General features: G+C 59.0%; 13 protein-coding genes and 1 pseudogene. 3 read left to right on the top strand and 11 right to left on the bottom strand.

Annotation, left to right across the window (positions count from 1 at the left end; all coding sequences use genetic code 11):
• Positions 1-7: 7 nt before the first annotated feature.
• Positions 8-1,363 (bottom strand): annotated as a pseudogene (gene glpT, locus QMG90_RS07750) (glycerol-3-phosphate transporter).
• A 279-nt stretch (positions 1,364-1,642) separates the two neighbouring features.
• Between glpT and glpA the strand changes: the two are divergent.
• Genes glpA through glpC form a run of 3 tightly spaced genes read left to right on the top strand, consistent with a single transcriptional unit; the run spans position 1,643 to position 5,701 of the window.
• The gene (glpA, locus tag QMG90_RS07745) at positions 1,643-3,265 is read left to right on the top strand and encodes an anaerobic glycerol-3-phosphate dehydrogenase subunit A (protein WP_283283910.1); all 1,623 of its coding nucleotides are present in this window, start codon (positions 1,643-1,645) and stop codon (positions 3,263-3,265) included.
• Positions 3,255-4,514 carry a glycerol-3-phosphate dehydrogenase subunit GlpB gene (gene glpB, locus QMG90_RS07740; RefSeq protein ID WP_283283253.1) on the top strand — a complete coding sequence of 420 codons (1,260 nt, stop codon included), beginning with the start codon at positions 3,255-3,257 and terminating at the stop codon, positions 4,512-4,514. Before glpA ends, glpB begins: the two co-directional genes overlap by 11 nt.
• Positions 4,511-5,701 carry an anaerobic glycerol-3-phosphate dehydrogenase subunit GlpC gene (gene glpC, locus QMG90_RS07735; protein ID WP_283283252.1) on the top strand — a complete coding sequence of 397 codons (1,191 nt, stop codon included), beginning with the start codon at positions 4,511-4,513 and terminating at the stop codon, positions 5,699-5,701. Before glpB ends, glpC begins: the two co-directional genes overlap by 4 nt.
• 34 nt (positions 5,702-5,735) lie before the next feature.
• On the opposite strand, the gene QMG90_RS07730 is transcribed toward glpC, so the two are convergent.
• From QMG90_RS07730 to QMG90_RS07685, 10 genes are all read right to left on the bottom strand, one after another.
• The gene (locus tag QMG90_RS07730) at positions 5,736-6,932 is read right to left on the bottom strand and encodes a nicotinamide mononucleotide deamidase-related protein YfaY (RefSeq protein WP_283283251.1); all 1,197 of its coding nucleotides are present in this window, start codon (positions 6,930-6,932) and stop codon (positions 5,736-5,738) included.
• A 93-nt stretch (positions 6,933-7,025) separates the two neighbouring features.
• Complete coding sequence (locus QMG90_RS07725) at positions 7,026-7,568, bottom strand: YfaZ family outer membrane protein (protein WP_283283250.1); 543 nt, start codon at positions 7,566-7,568, stop codon at positions 7,026-7,028.
• Between the two features lie 163 nt (positions 7,569-7,731).
• On the bottom strand, positions 7,732-9,096 hold the full coding sequence (gene menE, locus QMG90_RS07720) for an o-succinylbenzoate--CoA ligase (RefSeq protein ID WP_430381687.1): 1,365 nt from the start codon (positions 9,094-9,096) through the stop codon (positions 7,732-7,734).
• A complete protein-coding gene (gene menC / locus QMG90_RS07715; protein ID WP_283283248.1) occupies positions 9,096-10,061 on the bottom strand; it encodes an o-succinylbenzoate synthase in 966 nt (321 codons plus the stop codon). Before menC ends, menE begins: the two co-directional genes overlap by 1 nt.
• A complete protein-coding gene (gene menB / locus QMG90_RS07710; RefSeq protein ID WP_283283247.1) occupies positions 10,061-10,918 on the bottom strand; it encodes a 1,4-dihydroxy-2-naphthoyl-CoA synthase in 858 nt (285 codons plus the stop codon). Before menB ends, menC begins: the two co-directional genes overlap by 1 nt.
• Before the next feature lie 14 nt (positions 10,919-10,932).
• Positions 10,933-11,694, bottom strand: coding sequence for a 2-succinyl-6-hydroxy-2,4-cyclohexadiene-1-carboxylate synthase (gene menH, locus QMG90_RS07705; protein ID WP_283283246.1), 762 nt, complete (start codon positions 11,692-11,694; stop codon positions 10,933-10,935).
• The gene (gene menD, locus QMG90_RS07700; protein WP_283283245.1) at positions 11,691-13,361 is read right to left on the bottom strand and encodes a 2-succinyl-5-enolpyruvyl-6-hydroxy-3-cyclohexene-1-carboxylic-acid synthase; all 1,671 of its coding nucleotides are present in this window, start codon (positions 13,359-13,361) and stop codon (positions 11,691-11,693) included. Before menD ends, menH begins: the two co-directional genes overlap by 4 nt.
• Before the next feature lie 83 nt (positions 13,362-13,444).
• Positions 13,445-14,737 carry an isochorismate synthase MenF gene (gene menF, locus QMG90_RS07695; RefSeq protein WP_283283244.1) on the bottom strand — a complete coding sequence of 431 codons (1,293 nt, stop codon included), beginning with the start codon at positions 14,735-14,737 and terminating at the stop codon, positions 13,445-13,447.
• An 86-nt stretch (positions 14,738-14,823) separates the two neighbouring features.
• Positions 14,824-15,129 (bottom strand): stress response protein ElaB, encoded by a 306-nt coding sequence (gene elaB, locus QMG90_RS07690; RefSeq protein ID WP_038156703.1) that lies wholly within the window; start codon positions 15,127-15,129, stop codon positions 14,824-14,826.
• Between the two features lie 42 nt (positions 15,130-15,171).
• Positions 15,172-15,633: a GNAT family N-acetyltransferase gene (locus QMG90_RS07685; RefSeq protein WP_283283243.1), complete on the bottom strand. Its 462-nt coding sequence runs from the start codon at positions 15,631-15,633 to the stop codon at positions 15,172-15,174.
• Positions 15,634-15,642 lie beyond the last annotated feature (9 nt).

The raw sequence follows: 15,642 nt of genomic DNA, 5'->3' as shown, positions 1-15,642 counted from the left end.
AATCTCCTTATTCGCCGCGTTTCGCCAACAGTTCCTGATGGTGACGTTTTTCGCCAAACATAACGATGATTAACAACAGTACCGCCAGAATGCTACCGCCGATCATGACATAGAAGCCTGCATCCCAGCCGAAGAAATCAACGGTATAGCCGACAATCGCACTCGCCGCGACCGACCCGCCGAGGTAGCCAAACAGCCCGGTGAAACCGGCTGCCGTCCCTGCGGCTTTTTTCGGTGCCAGTTCAAGCGCATGCAGACCAATCAGCATAACCGGACCATAAATCAGGAAGCCGATGACAATCATACACACCATATCGACGGTCGGATTACCCGCCGGGTTCATCCAGTAAACGATAGTCGCGATGGTCACCAGCGTCATGAAGAACACACCCGTCGCGCCACGGTTACCTTTAAACACTTTGTCCGACATCCAGCCGCAAATCAGCGTCCCGGGGATCCCTGCATATTCGTAGAGGAAATAAGCCCAGGACGATTTATCCAGCGCAAAGTGTTTTACCTCTTTCAGATAGGTCGGCGACCAGTCGAGGATGCCGTAACGCAGCAGATAAACGAATACGTTGGCAAACGCGATGTACCACAGCAGTTTGTTCGGCAGAATGTACTGCATGAAGATCTGCTTCGCGGTCAGCTCTTCTTCGTGCTTCTCGCTGTAGTCGTCCGGATAGTCGTTCTTATACTCTTCAATCGGCGGCAAACCGCAGGATTGCGGGGTATCGCGCATCATCACGAAAGCGAAGATCGCCACGATGATCGCGCCAAAGGCAGGCATATACAGTGCCGCATGCCAGTCGTTAAACCACGCCATCCCGAGCAGGAACAGCAACGGTGGGATCCCGCCGCCGACGTTATGCGCGCAGTTCCACACCGACACGATACCGCCACGCTCCTTCTGCGACCACTAGTGCACCATGGTACGACCGCATGGCGGCCAGCCCATGCCCTGGAACCATCCGCACAGGAACAGCAGAACAAACATGATCATGATGCTGGAGGTGGCCCAGGGCACAAACCCCATCACCAGCATCACGGCCGCGGCCAGAATCAGACCTGCCGGCAGGAAAATGCGCGGATTCGAACGGTCAGAAACCGACCCCATGATGAATTTCGAAAATCCGTAGGCGATGGAGATCCCTGACAGCGCAAAGCCGAGATCGCCGCGGGAAAACCCCTGTTCGACGAGATAAGGCATTGCCAGAGCAAAGTTCTTGCGGACCAGATAGTACGCGGCATAACCGAAGAAAATCCCCAGAAAAATTTGCCAGCGCAAGCGACGATAGAGCGGATCGACCTGCGCGTCCGGCACGCGCGCTTTATGCGGCGCGGGTTTAAAAATACTCAACATGATAGCCTCCGTGGCCCTTTTTTGTTTGTGATAATAACCTTATTAAAAACAAGTAAATTCATAAGGTTAAAAATTATAGCCGCGATGGTATGAGATTTAACTTAACGTTACTGTGAAACATCGCACATATTGTTACAGATTTATGACAGAAAGTTCCAATATGAGCACGGAATCACGTTTCATTTTCGTTTATTGCTCGAATGTGCTCGAAATCAAACAATACGCACTTTTTTTGTGGCTAAATGAAAATCAGGAAAATGATAAGGGATAACAACAATGATGCCTGATACTCGTGAAAGCGATGTCATCATTATCGGCGGCGGCGCTACCGGCGCGGGCATTGCCCGTGACTGCGCCCTGCGCGGCCTGCGGGCGGTGCTGGTCGAACGCTTTGATATCGCCACTGGCGCCACCGGACGCAACCATGGATTGCTGCACAGCGGTGCGCGCTATGCCGTCACTGACAGCGAATCGGCACGCGAATGCATCGCCGAAAACCAGATCCTCAAGCGCATTGCGCGCCACTGCATTGAACCCACCAACGGCCTGTTTATCACTCTGCCGGAAGACGACCTGGCTTTTCAGAGCACGTTTATTGCCGCCTGCCTACGGGCGGGCATTGAGGCAGAAGCGCTGACCCCTGAACAGGCGCGACGGGTTGAGCCGTCAGTCAACCCGACATTAACCGGCGCCGTCAGAGTACCGGACGGCACGGTCGACCCTTTCCGTCTGACCGCCGCGAACATGCTGGATGCCCGCGAACATGGCGCCACCATTCTCACCGGTTGCGAAATCACCGGGCTGGTGCGCGAAGGCGACCGCGTGCGCGGCGTGACGCTGTGGAACCACAACAGCCACGAAGCGCTGACGCTGTATGCCGCTGTGGTGATCAACGCCGCGGGGATCTGGGGACAACGGATTGCGGAATATGCCGACCTGAAAATCCGCATGTTCCCGGCGAAAGGGTCACTGCTGATCCTCGACCATCGCATTAACCAGCACGTGATCAACCGCTGCCGTAAACCGGCTGATGCCGACATTCTGGTGCCTGGCGATACCATTTCGCTCATCGGCACCACCTCGGTACATATTGATTACGACGATATCGACGACAACCGCGTTACCCCTGCGGAAGTCGACATTTTGCTGCGCGAAGGCGAAAAACTGGCGCCGGTGATGGCGCAAACGCGCGTGCTGCGCGCCTATTCCGGTGTTCGTCCGCTGGTTGCCAGCGATGACGATCCGTCTGGGCGCAACGTCAGCCGCGGCATCGTGCTGCTCGATCACGCGAAACGCGACGGCATGGAAGGCTTTATCACTATTACCGGCGGCAAGCTGATGACTTACCGCCTGATGGCGGAATGGGCCACCGATGCGATTTGCCGCAAGCTCGGCAATAACGCCACCTGCACCACCGCCGAGCGCCCGCTGCCCGGCTCGCAGGAACCTGCGGAAACCACGCTGCGCAAAATCGTCTCTCTGCCGACGCCGCTGCGTGGTTCTGCCGTTTACCGGCATGGCGACCGCACTCCGGTCTGGCTGGGCGACTCCCGCCAGCACCGCAGTCTGGTCTGCGAATGCGAAGCAGTGACCGCCGGTGAAGTGCAGTATGCGGTGGAGAATCTGGCGGTGAAAAATCTGCTCGACCTGCGTCGGCGCACCCGCGTCGGCATGGGCACCTGCCAGGGCGAATTGTGCGCCTGTCGCGCCGCCGGGCTGTTGCAGCGCTTCAATGTCAGCACGCCGGCACAATCCCTGACGCAGCTGTCGCAGTTCCTTAACGAGCGCTGGAAAGGCGTGCAACCCGTCGCCTGGGGCGATGCGCTGCGCGAAAGCGAATTCACCCGCTGGGTTTACCTTGGTTTGTGCGGCCTGCAAAAGGAGCATCAGGATGAAGTTTGATACGGTGATTATCGGCGGCGGCCTGGCCGGATTGCTCTGCGGATTGACGCTGAACCAGCACGGTCTACGCTGCGCCATCGTCAGCCGCGGACAAAGTGCGCTGCACTTCTCGTCCGGCTCGCTGGATCTGCTCTCTGCCCTGCCGGATGGCGACGCGGTCACTGACACCCGGAGCGGGCTGGAAAAACTGGTTACGATGATGCCAGAACACCCTTACGCCCGGATCGGCATTGAAAACGTCATGGATTACGCACAGGCGACTGAACAGCTGCTGCGCCAGTGTGGCGTGACCATGCAGGGCACCGCTGCGCAACATCATCAGCGCATCACGCCGCTCGGCACACTGCGCAGCGCCTGGCTCAGCCCCGCCGAAGTCCCGGTGATGCCGTTGCCCGGCAAACGTATCGGCATCGTCGGCATCAGCGGCTTTCTCGATTTTCAGCCGCACCTCGCCGCCGCCTCATTGAATCAGCGCGGTTTGCAGACCGATACACTGGAGATAGACCTGCCGGAGCTGGACGTGTTGCGCGACAGCCCCACCGAATTTCGCGCCGCAAACATTGCCCGCGTGCTGGATGACGAACCTGCCTGGCCGGTGCTGCTGGCGGCGCTGACGCCACTGGCGCAGGAGCACGACATGCTGCTGATGCCCGCCTGTTTTGGCCTGCAGAATTCGCGCCTGTGGCAATGGCTTAACGAGCGTCTTCCCTGCCCGCTTCGCCTGCTGCCGACGCTGCCGCCTTCGGTACCGGGCATGCGTCTGCATGGCGCCTTACAGCATCAGTTTATTCAGACGGGCGGAACCTGGCTTGCGGGTGATGAAGTGGTGAAAGTGAGTCATCATGACGGCACCGTCAGCGCCGTCTGGACGCGTAATCACGACGATGTTCCGCTACGCGCACGCTTCACCGTGCTGGCCAGCGGCAGCTTTTTCAGTAATGGTCTGGTCGCCACACGCACCGGCGTTCGGGAACCGATTCTGGGTCTGGATGTGCAACAGGCCGCATCCCGCAGCGACTGGTATCAACAGGATTTCTTTGCTTCTCAGCCCTGGCAACGTTTCGGTCTGGCGACGGACGATAATCTGCACCCGACACAGAACGGCGCCTCCTTTACCAATCTGTTCGCGGTGGGGTCGCTGATTGGCGGTTTCGACGCCATCCAGCTCGGTTGCGGCGGTGGCGTCAGCGCCATCACCGCTCAGCATGCGGCCCGGCAAATCCTCGCCCTGGCAGGAGGTCAGTCATGAACGATACCCGCTTCGAAAGCTGCATTAAGTGTACCGTCTGCACGACGGCCTGTCCGGTAAGCCGGGTCAAGCCGAGCTATCCGGGGCCAAAACAGGCCGGCCCGGACGGCGAGCGTCTGCGCATTAAAGACGGGGCGCTGTATGACGACGCGCTGAAATATTGCATCAACTGTAAGCGCTGCGAAGTCGCCTGTCCGTCTGACGTGAAAATTGGCGATATCATCCAGCGTGCACGGGCGCAGTACAGTACGCAAAAACCGACCCTGCGCGACACCATCCTCAGCCATACCGATTTAATGGGGACGCTCTCCACCCCCTTTGCGCCAATCATCAACGCCACCACCGGGCTCAAACCGGTGCGCCAGTTGCTGGATATCGCGCTGAAAATCGATCACCGTCGGACGCTGCCAAAATATGGCTTCGGCACCTTCCGCCGCTGGTATCGCAGCGTGGCCGCCGAACAGGCCGCCTTTGCCGATCAGGTGGCGTTTTTCCACGGCTGTTACGTCAATTACAACCATCCGCAACTCGGTAAAGACATGATCCGCGTGCTCAACGCGATGGGGACTGGCGTGCAGTTGTTGAGTAAAGAGAAATGCTGTGGTGTGCCACTGATTGCCAACGGTTTTACCGATAAAGCGCGCAAGCAGGCGCTCACCAATGTGGCCTCAATGCGTGAAGCGATTATCGACAAGCAAATCCCGGTAATTGCCACCTCATCGACCTGCACCTTCACCCTGCGCGACGAATACCCGCATCTGCTGGATGTGGATAACAGCGGGTTGCGTCAGCACATTGAACTGGCGACGCGCTGGATCTGGCGCAAGCTGGACGCCGGGCAAACGCTGCCACTGAAGCCATTGCCGCTGAAAGTGGTGTATCACACGCCATGTCATATGGAAAAAATGGGCTGGTCGCTGTACACCCTTGAACTGCTGCGCCAGATCCCCGGCCTTGAGCTGACGGTACTGGATTCGCAGTGCTGCGGAATTGCCGGCACCTACGGCTTTAAATCTGAGAACTATCCCACCTCGCAGGCCATCGGCGCGCCGTTGTTTCAGCAGATTGAACAGAGCGGCGCGGACCTGGTGATCACCGATTGCGAAACCTGTAAATGGCAGATTGAGATGTCCACCAGCAAGCGCTGTGAACATCCGATTACGCTGCTGGCTCAGGCGCTTGCCTGAGTTGCCGGGACGGGCGTCCCGGCGGCAGGTGCGACTAAAAAGAGAGGGATTCAACGACGGTGATCCAGCCATGTTCACTGGCAATTTCCTGACCGTTGAGCCAGCGGCGCAGCATATTCAGCGCCATCATCGCCCCCACTTCCTGGCGGGTTTGCAGGTTGTGGCGGTTAGTGCTGAATTTCACGCGCAGCGCCCAGGTGCCTTCCGCTGTCGACAACGCAAAATTGAGATGGTCCGTTTCCAGCCCGCTCACCGCCAGCGCGACCCCGGCAAAATGATTCACGCGACGTTCCGCCGTCCAGTGTGCCGTTTGCGCCAGCGTTTCCGGCTGCGGCGGCACCACTTCACTCGCCAGCAGCGGCGCACCCTCCCGGTTTAGCTGGAGAGCAATAAGCCCGCCAGTAAACTGCTCGCTGAGCGTCAGGCTGAGTTGTTTTTCCTGCAGACGGCGGGAAATCTGTGCCGCCAGCCCTTCGGTGCCTTCAAAAATCAGGCTCTCACCAGCGACTTTTTTGACCTCGGGCCACAGTGCCAGCATCGCATCACGCTCACTCGCCGGCCCCGTGAGTTTCAGCTCAATGATCGGCATTGATGAGCGGTAACCCATGGTGACGCCCGGCGGCAGCGGAAGCGGGTCGAGCGCCTGCGCGAGATCGCTCTCGGAACGGCCAAAAGTGGTCAGGCGCAGGCACAGCGGCGGTTCCGGCAACGCAAAACGCGCACGCAGGCGCGGCAGAATTTCCTGCTGCACCATGACTTTAAATTCGGACGGTACGCCAGGGGTGAAGAACATCAGGCAGCGATTCAGTTGCACCGCAAAACCACAGGCGGTACCGACAGGGTTATCGACCAGCTCCGCGCTGGCGGGAATTTCCGCCTGCTTGCGGTTGCTCGGTGCCATCACTCGTCCGCGCTCGGAAAAGAACGTTTCCATGTGCGCAAGCCAGGCCTCGTGCAGTACCAGCGATTCGCCTTTTGCCTGTGCAGCGGCCAGCGCGCTTAAATCATCGCTGGTCGGGCCAAGTCCGCCGTTGACGATCAGCACATCGGCGTGTTCGCTACGCTCGCGCAAAATTGCAACCAGATCATCAAGGTTATCGCCCACCGTGTTGCGGCGCGTTAGCGGTAATCCCTGATTAAAAAAGACATCTGCAAGCCAGGCAGCATTGGTATCTGTGATTTGCCCGTGCAGCACTTCGTCGCCAGTGGACAGCATCTCCACGTTGATCATCGTTTTCTCCAGCAAAAGAGGACGATGTACTATAGCGCAATCAGTGGCCTGAAAAAAAAGAAAACTGGCGCGGCAGCGCGCCGCGCCGGAGGATCAGAACCCTGCGCTGACGCCCACGTACGGGCCATCGGCCACAGCGTTATCACGGTGACCGTCTTTACCCGCCAGATTCAGGTAACGGTAACCGGCTTCAACGGTAATCGGGCGCATGATGTTCCAGCGCGCACCGGCGTTAGCTTCCTGATAGCTGTCGATACCGCTGGAGAGCGAATCCGGCGAGTAATAGTACTCACCAAACAGGCCGAAGCTGCTGCCGATTTTCCACTGCAGACCGCCACCCACTGCCGCCGCATAGCCTTCGTCACCGGCGTTCGGGTTGGTGTAAATCCCCTTGCCGCCGACGGTTGCCAGGAACGGTCCTACCGGTACGTTCAGGCCAAGACCCAGACCGGCAACGTCACCGTCGTCATCGTTGTGCGTCCAGTTGCCGCTCAACGCCAGCCCGGACGTGTCGGTACCAAACCCGACGCCAATGTTGGTGTAGTCTTTGCCTGCTTGCCCGCTGATGCTGACTGCATTGGCTGCGGCTGAAATACTCATTAGCGCAGCTAATCCAACTAATGCTTTTTTATTCATTTTTTGTATTCCGGATAAGAAAGAAAGTTAACGTCCCAAAACCGCTGGATTGTACAACTGAAACGCGAAGAATCAATGGACTAATAAAGCGGAAAAACATCGCAATTGTAATTAGTTACTCTTTTTTTTGCATTTCGAAAGGAAACGGGAGCCGCAGCTCCCGTTATTCTTCGTCGCGCTGCTCTGCCACCCAGCGCTGTAACGCCCGGCGGGAGATTTTAATCCCGCCATTTTTTATGCTTTCCGGCAAGGCCAGCCAGCGACAGGGTTGTTGAAATCCCGCCAGTTTATCTTTCGTCCAGACGGCCAGCGCAGGCAGTACGTCTGGCGATTCACACTCGACCACCGCCACCGGGCGCTGGCCGAATTCGGCGTCGTCCAGCGGCACCACAAACACCTGGCGCACCTGCGGATGGCGGGCGATCACCCGCTCCACCGCTTCTGGCTGCACGCCTTCGCCGCCGCTGAAAAAAAGATTATCCAGTCGCCCGGCAATCACCAGCCGCCCGTCGCGCCATTCACCGCGATCACGCGTCGCAAACCAGCCTTCGTCATTCACCAGCGGCGTCAGTTGCCCGTCGCGCCAGTAGCCCGACGCCATGCTGTCCGCCTGCAGCCAGACCTCGCCGTCAACGAGGCGGACCGCTCTGCCGGGCAACGGTACGCCAACATCATCTCCGCCGTCTGCCACTTTGGCGCAGACCGTCGAGGCAAACTCCGTCAGCCCGTAGCCGCAAAATGTGGCGATCCCCTGACGGCTGGCCTGTTCAGTGAGATCCACCGGAATTGCGGCACCGCCCAGCAGCACCGCGCACAACGTCAGGGAGACGTTGTCTTTCAGTAACCGCCAGAGCTGAGTCGGCACCAGCGACGCATGGCTGCATCCGTCCAGCGCCTGCGCAAGCGGGCGCTCACTGACGGCCAGTTGCGCGCCAGAAAGCAACCAGCGCCAGACAATCCCCTGTCCGGAAACATGAAACAACGGCAGTGAAAGCAGCCAGCAATCCGGTTGCTTAAAAGAGATCAGCGCCAGCACGCCCTGCGCGCTCGCCAGATGCGCGGCGCAGGTATGCACCGCCGCTTTGGGTAAACCGGTCGATCCAGACGTCAGCGTCATGGAGGCAAGGCGCTGCGGTTGCCATGGCAGCGCGAAATCGCCTGCACGTTCAACGAGCCGCAACGGGGTGAGAGAGAAAGTCTGCGCGCTGTCTTCCAGATCCAGCAAAAATGTCAGCGTCAGTCCGGGCGCCAGCGATTCCAGCAGCCCAACTGGCAATTTGGGATTAACCGGCAGGATGCGCGCGCCGCACTGCAACAGCGCGAGCCAGGCCAGCAGCGTCTGCTCGCTGTTGCGCGCCCGCAGCATCACGCCATCGCCTTCCGCGACGCCCTGTTGCTGAAAACCGCTCGCCAGGCTGTCCACCCGCTGGCAGAGCGCCGTCCAGTTCAGCGTAACGTCATCCAGCCGCAGCGCAGGGCGATCGCCCTGCACCGCGCGCCAGTGTCGCCATGGCCAGTCGGCAAACATCACAGCAACGGCTCCAGCATGGTGCTGTCAAGGCAAGGCAGTTCACTGCCCGGCCAGCGGCGCAGCAACTGCGCCTGCATCAGAGTTAACGTATCCAGCCCCGGGATGGTGTCCGGCGTCAGCCAGGCGGCGATGCGCGCCAGTTGCGTCAGCCCCAGACTGGACTCTATGGAAGAACTGATGACCGCCGTCAGCCCGAGCTGATGCGCGGCGGCGACCTGTGCTTTCACTTTCTCCAGGCTGCCGGTCAGCGTTGGTTTGATCACCACCGCCTTCACGCCGGGCTCTGCCACGAACGCAAAATCCGCATCCCGCAGGCTTTCGTCCCAGGCAATGGCGATGCCGGTTTCACGGGCAAAGGCACGGGAATCGTCGCGGGTTTTGCACGGCTCTTCAAGAAACGCGATACGCGCGCGGTAGTCCGGGTTAACGTATCTGGCGAACTGCTGTGCTTTCAGCGGCGTCCAGGCGCGATTGGCATCCAGGCGCAGATGTAAATCAGGGATCGCTTCCAGCAACAGATTTACTACCATTCCGTCGCGCACGGCTTCGTACAGCCCCACTTTCACTTTGGCGACTTTCTCGCCCGGCATGTCGGCAAGCTGGAGCACCAGATCGTCTGGATCGCCGGTACACAGCGGTGCCGCACGGTAATTCGCCGCCTGCGGCAGTGCATCCGCCAGCTCGGCCAGCGCGCAGCTCAGGCCAAACGCGACCGACGGTAATGCCGGGAATGGCAACGTTGAACCCTGTCGCCAGGCCTGCAACCAGTCGATGGCGGCTTCCTGCGCTGCGTCGAGCGTTTCAACGCTGAACCCCGGTAACGGGGAAATTTCCCCCCAGCCTTCGCGTTCGTCATCGGTTAAACGAACAACCAGACCATCACGGGTTTTCAGTCGCCGTTCCCGCAGCACCACGCCAGCGTCCATGGGGATCTGCCAGCGATAAAGCTGTACGCAACGCATTATGGATTCCGTTTATATTTGCTGAAGTCCGGCTGGCGCTTCTCGTTGAACGCGTTGCGCCCTTCCTGCCCTTCTTCGGTCATATAGAACAGCATGGTGGCGTTACCCGCCAGCTCCTGCAGGCCCGCCTGCCCGTCGCAATCCGCATTCAGCGCCGCTTTCAGGCAACGCAGCGCCATCGGGCTGTTTTGCAGCATTTCGCGACACCAGCGTACGGTTTCTTTCTCCAGATCCGCCAGCGGCACCACGGTGTTGACCAGCCCCATATCCAGCGCCTGTTTCGCATCGTACTGACGGCACAGGAACCAGATTTCGCGCGCTTTCTTCTGACCAACAATGCGCGCCATGTAGGAGGCGCCCCAGCCGCCATCAAAGGAACCGACTTTCGGTCCGGTCTGACCGAAAATGGCGTTCTCAGCAGCGATCGTCAGGTCACACATCATATGCAGCACGTGCCCGCCGCCGATGGAATAGCCTGCCACCATCGCCACCACCGGTTTCGGGCAGGTGCGGATCTGGCGCTGAAAATCGAGGACGTTCAGGTGATGAACGCCGGAATCGTCCTGATAGCCGCCGTAGTCGCCACGCACTTTCTGGTCGCCACCGGCGCAGAATGCTTTGTCGCCCTCCCCGGTCAGAACGATGACGCCAATATTGTCGTCGTAACGTGCATCTGCCAGCGCCTGAATCATCTCTTTGACGGTCAGAGGACGAAATGCGTTACGAACCTGCGGGCGGTTGATAGTGATTTTGGCAATGCCGTCCGCCGACTTCTGATAACGAATGTCGGTGTAGCCTTCGGAACAGTCATGCCATTCAACCGGCGCGTAAAGCATTGTTTCATCAGGGTAGATCATAGTGTGTCCTTTAGTCAGAGACGCAGAATCTGAGCCAGACGTTCTGTCACGTCATCGGGGTTTTCCCGATGCGCGTTGTGTCCGGCGTTATGGATCAGAAAGCAAGGCACGGCCAGTTCTTCGGCAATCGCCCGAAATTTGCTGTCGTGCTCACCACATAAGTACCAGAAAGGATAATCGCGCTGACGCAATGCCGGACGCAAATCGTCCTGCACCGCCAGCGACGTAGCCTGCAACATGGCGGCCAGCGCAACGCCATTATTTTGTGCGCGAAGCGCCACCAGCGCTGCGCGTTGTTCCGCCGTCAGGGTGGCGAAAACCGGCTGCTGATACCAGTCGTGAAACAGCTGGCGCAACGGTTCAGTGGAAAAACGTGCGGCCCAGGCGTTGTCGGAACACAGGCGTTCCGCGCGCGCTTCAGGCTGTTGAAGACCAGGATGCCCACCCTCAACAATAATGCCCACCAGCCCCGTCACACCCGGCTGGCAGACATAGTCCATCGCAATGCGGCCACCGAGCGAGTACCCCACCAGCCAGTAACTTAGTATGTTGTAACTAACTAATGTGGTATGAAGCTGTTCGCGAACGTCAGCGAAATCCCGTGCCGTTACCGCCGCAGAACCGCCGTGACCGGGGAGATCGACATACAAGCGCGAATAGTCGCTCAGCCGCTCGCCCACTTCCTGCCATTCGCGGCAGTCACCGGAAAAGCCGTGCAGGAAGACCAGCCACGGACGCGCCGGATCACCTCGCCGGGCAACGGCATGCAGCGTCATAACGTGCTGACCTGTGCCAGCAATTGTTGCAGCGTTTGCGTGCCGTCTGTCTCGTTGACTACCAGTTCAATAATGGTGGTCACCGGCGCACACCACGCGCCGTCGAGCGCGGCTTCCAGCGCCTGCCAGTTTTGCGGGCAGTGGTAGCGCAAACCAAACATGGCGGCGGCATGTTCAAAGCGGACGTTCTGCGGCATGCTGTAGAAACGTTCGCGCGCCTCTGGCGGCGTCGGCAGCAGAGAGAAAATCTGCCCGCCGTTGTTATTGACGATAATCAGCACCAGCGGCGCGGAAGTCTGCCGCAGCAGCGACAGCGCATTAAGATCGTAGAGCGCGGAGAGATCACCAACGATGGCCAGTGTCGGTCTGGCGCTGGCGCGCTGAACGCCTGCCGCGGTGGAAATCAGGCCGTCGATACCGCTGGCACCGCGGTTGCTGTAAACCGGGTATCCGGCCGGAAGCTGGCCCAGCGCGTCTATCAGGCGCACTACCAGGCTGTTGCCGACAAACAGTTGCCCTTGCTCCGGCAGATAGTTGCTGATGCGGTGCGCCAGTTGTGCTTCGCCGAATACGTCGCGTGTTGCAACGACCGCGTCCCAGGCCAGCGCTGACAGACGCGGGATTTCGGTGCTCCAGGGCGTGCGATTTTCTGCCGGATGCAGTTCCAGCCAGCGTTCAACGCTGTTGACCAGACGACGCCCGCGGTGATGCGCCGGATCAAGCCGTCCGGTCAGGTTATCGACCAGCCAGTATTCCTGTGGTTCACAGGTTTGCTGCCACTGCAGCAGACGTTTACCGGTCAGGCTGCTGCCAAGCTGCACCACGATTTGCGCCTGCGCCAGTTCCGCCACCGCGCGGGCATTGCCGAGCCAGAGATCCGCACAGGGCAGCGGCTGCCCCGTTTGCGACAGCACGTCGCTAATCAGCGGCCAGCCGAGTGTTTTCGCCCATTCTGCCACCAGTTTCCCTTCGGCAGCGCTCATTCGCCCGGCGACAACGACGCCGCGTTTCTGCCGCCAGAAGAACCAGTCGCGCTGCTGCTGGCTCTCCAGTTGGATATCTTCCCGCAGCCACGGTTTGTCGCTTTGCCACCAGTCCCCCAGTTGCTGTTGCCAGTCGAGGCCTGTTTCATCCAGCTCGCCGTACAGCGGCTCGGCAAACGGACAGTTAATATGCACGCCGCCCGCGTGTTGCTGAGCGAGGGCGTTATCAAGGGTGGACACCAGCCAGCGCGCCGGAATATCCTGGCTCGGACGCGGTAACGAGAGAGTTTGCGTTGGGTGTGACGCGAACATGCCCGGCTGACGAATCGCCTGATTCGCACCGCAGTCAATCAGTTCCGGCGGTCGATCCGCAGTCAGCAGGATCAGTTTTTCCCCGGTCAGACCCGCTTCGATCAACGCCGGATAGAGATTCGCCACCGCCGTGCCGGAGGTCACAATCACGGCCACCGGCTGTTTGCTGCCTTTCGCCAGCCCGAGCGCCAGATGCCCCAGGCCGCGTTCGTCAAAATGGGTGTGATGAATGAGTGAGCGGTTTTCTGCCGCCGCCAGTGTCAGCGGCGTCGACCGCGAGCCAGGCGCAATGCAGACATGCTGCACGCCGTGGCGAGTTAATGCTTCCAGAATTACCGCCGCCCAGCGTCGGTTAAATGCGCTTACTGACATGAGTTTGTCCGGTATCAATATTGCGACTCAGTATAGATAATACGTAAGGATGGGTTTTTGATATGAGTCGTCTCAATGATTATTCAATCAAATAGTAACGTCCGCAAACCTGCCGCTTTATTATCGATTTCCTGCCATTCCTGTTCCGGGTCAGAACCGCTTACTATTCCGGCACCAGCGTATAAGCGCAGCGTTTTACCGTCGACTTTTGCGGAGCGCAGGGCCACGCAAAACTCGCTTTGCTGGCGGGACAGATAACCCGCCGACCCGGCATACCATTCACGGGTGAAGGGCTCATGCTGTTCGATCCACGCGCGAGCCGGAGTGCGGGGCAAACCTGCGACGGCGGCGGTGGGTTGCAGTAAATGCAGGCAGCGCTCGTCATCCGCATGCGCCAGCTCCGTCCAGATGCAACGCCGCAGATGCTGCACTTTGCGCAGCGTGACCACTTGCGGTGGGAGCACTTCCAGTGTCTGCACCGCTGTTTGTAAGCGCTGACAAATGTCTTCCACTACCAGCATATTTTCACGCTGGTTTTTATCGTCCTTCATCAGCCAGTCGGCGAGCAATTGCGCCTGTGCCTCATCAGGGTCGCTCGCCACCGTGCCTGCCAGCGCTTCGGTGCGGAGCAGTTTGCCACGGCGACGCCACAACCGCTCGGGCGAAGATCCCAGGAAAGCGTGACCGGCATCAAAAGCCTGATAGAAATGATAGCAACGCAGGTTCAGACGGCGGCTGGCGGCCATGATCGCCCCGGCGTTGAGGGTATCGGTAAACTCAAGATCGGTGGCTCTGGCGAGCACGACTTTGTCCAGCGCACCGCTGGCGATGGTCGAGACAGCGTCGCTGACCAGTTGTATCCATTGAGGATGTTCGGGATGGTGCCGCTCCGCCTGCAAAGTCACCTGCAACGGCGGCAACAGTTTGCCCTCTTTCAGGGAAGCGAAAAACTCACGCGCCTGCGCCGCGTCATCGCGCAGTGAACGATCGCTGTATAGCACCAGCCGTAGCGAAGCATTCCCGGCATTGCGTCGCCATTCCAGACGCGGCAGAAATAACGCTCCCTGCTGCGGATTAAACGCATTCATACCGCAAATACGTAAATCGTCGGGGAGTTCCGGTGCTTGCAGAAAATGGCTGGCATCGGCGAGCGACGAGAAAGATTTTACCGCCCCCAGCGCGGCGATTTCATCATCGCCGTTACGCTGTTGCCAGTAAAACTGCGGCCAGCAGCGCTGGCTGCACAACCAGGAGAGCGGATCGAAGGAATCATTTAGCGGGAAGGCGGTGTCGAGAACATGCAGGCCAGGCGAATCCGGAAAACCGGTGTCTAATGCGGCCTGCAGATCCTCCAGCGCAGCGGATATGGATTGCACGTGAACCTCCCCGGAACTAAAAACCACATACTATACAGGGTACTACTGAAAAAGAGCAGTACCCCGAATTAGGGAGGTTCCGCCTGTCAGCGGCGAGCCAGCAGCAGACCTAACACCAGCCCGGCCGCGGCGCCGACGCCAATCCCCTGCCACGGTTTATCATGCACGTAATCATCGGCACGGTAAACCGCCTGTTTTGCACGGTAATAGTAGGTATCCGAGGCCTGGCTGACGCGGGTTTTCACATCGTGCAGCGCCTGTTCGGCGCGCGCTTTCAGTTCGATATATTTCTGGTCAGCCGGGTCGCCGGAGGAGCGTAACACCTCTTCCAGCGTTTCACTTAGCAGGGTCAGGTCGTCATCAATACGTGAATCATAAGAATGATAAGACATTACTTTTTCTCCCATTTTTTTGAGCCTGTCCGCTAACTATAGTCAAAGAGGGACAACCTCGCGCGCCATGCCGATATGCGCAATGCCATCTTCGTCATACACATCAGTTACCGGCACAAAGCCAAAGTGAGCGTAAAATCCCTGTAAATGCGCCTGCGCACCGAGGTACAACGCCTTCTGCGGCCAGTGCTGACGGCAGCTTGCCAGCGTTTTCTCCATCAACTGATATCCAAGTTTTTCACCGCGCGCCGCCGGGCTGATGATGACGCGGCCAATGACCACCGGCTCCAGCTCGTCGTCGCTTTTCAGAATCCTCGCATACGCCACCAGTTGGTCACCGCGCCAGCCAAGAATATGTCGGTTTTCCCCCAGCAGATCTTCGCCATCGACGTCCTGATACGGGCACGTTTGCTCCACGACAAACACTTCACAGCGCAGTTGCAACAGCGCGTAAAGTTGCGGAACGGAAAGTTGAGAATGATGAAGATCCTGCCACTGAATCATGTTGTGCTC

This window comes from Trabulsiella odontotermitis (genome assembly GCF_030053895.1).
Taxonomy (GTDB): Bacteria; Pseudomonadota; Gammaproteobacteria; order Enterobacterales; family Enterobacteriaceae; genus Trabulsiella; species Trabulsiella odontotermitis_C.
This window is presented reverse-complemented; position numbering and strand designations above follow the sequence as displayed.

Coding starts and splice junctions, on each gene's coding strand:
- glpA (WP_283283910.1), top strand. CDS start 1,643: ATGCCTGATACTCGTGAAAGCGATGTCATCATTATCGGCGGCGGCGCT.
- glpB (WP_283283253.1), top strand. CDS start 3,255: ATGAAGTTTGATACGGTGATTATCGGCGGCGGCCTGGCCGGATTGCTC.
- glpC (WP_283283252.1), top strand. CDS start 4,511: ATGAACGATACCCGCTTCGAAAGCTGCATTAAGTGTACCGTCTGCACG.
- QMG90_RS07730 (WP_283283251.1), bottom strand. CDS start 6,932: ATGATCAACGTGGAGATGCTGTCCACTGGCGACGAAGTGCTGCACGGG.
- QMG90_RS07725 (WP_283283250.1), bottom strand. CDS start 7,568: ATGAATAAAAAAGCATTAGTTGGATTAGCTGCGCTAATGAGTATTTCA.
- menE (WP_430381687.1), bottom strand. CDS start 9,096: ATGTTTGCCGACTGGCCATGGCGACACTGGCGCGCGGTGCAGGGCGAT.
- menC (WP_283283248.1), bottom strand. CDS start 10,061: ATGCGTTGCGTACAGCTTTATCGCTGGCAGATCCCCATGGACGCTGGC.
- menB (WP_283283247.1), bottom strand. CDS start 10,918: ATGATCTACCCTGATGAAACAATGCTTTACGCGCCGGTTGAATGGCAT.
- menH (WP_283283246.1), bottom strand. CDS start 11,694: ATGACGCTGCATGCCGTTGCCCGGCGAGGTGATCCGGCGCGTCCGTGG.
- menD (WP_283283245.1), bottom strand. CDS start 13,361: ATGTCAGTAAGCGCATTTAACCGACGCTGGGCGGCGGTAATTCTGGAA.
- elaB (WP_038156703.1), bottom strand. CDS start 15,129: ATGTCTTATCATTCTTATGATTCACGTATTGATGACGACCTGACCCTG.
- QMG90_RS07685 (WP_283283243.1), bottom strand. CDS start 15,633: ATGATTCAGTGGCAGGATCTTCATCATTCTCAACTTTCCGTTCCGCAA.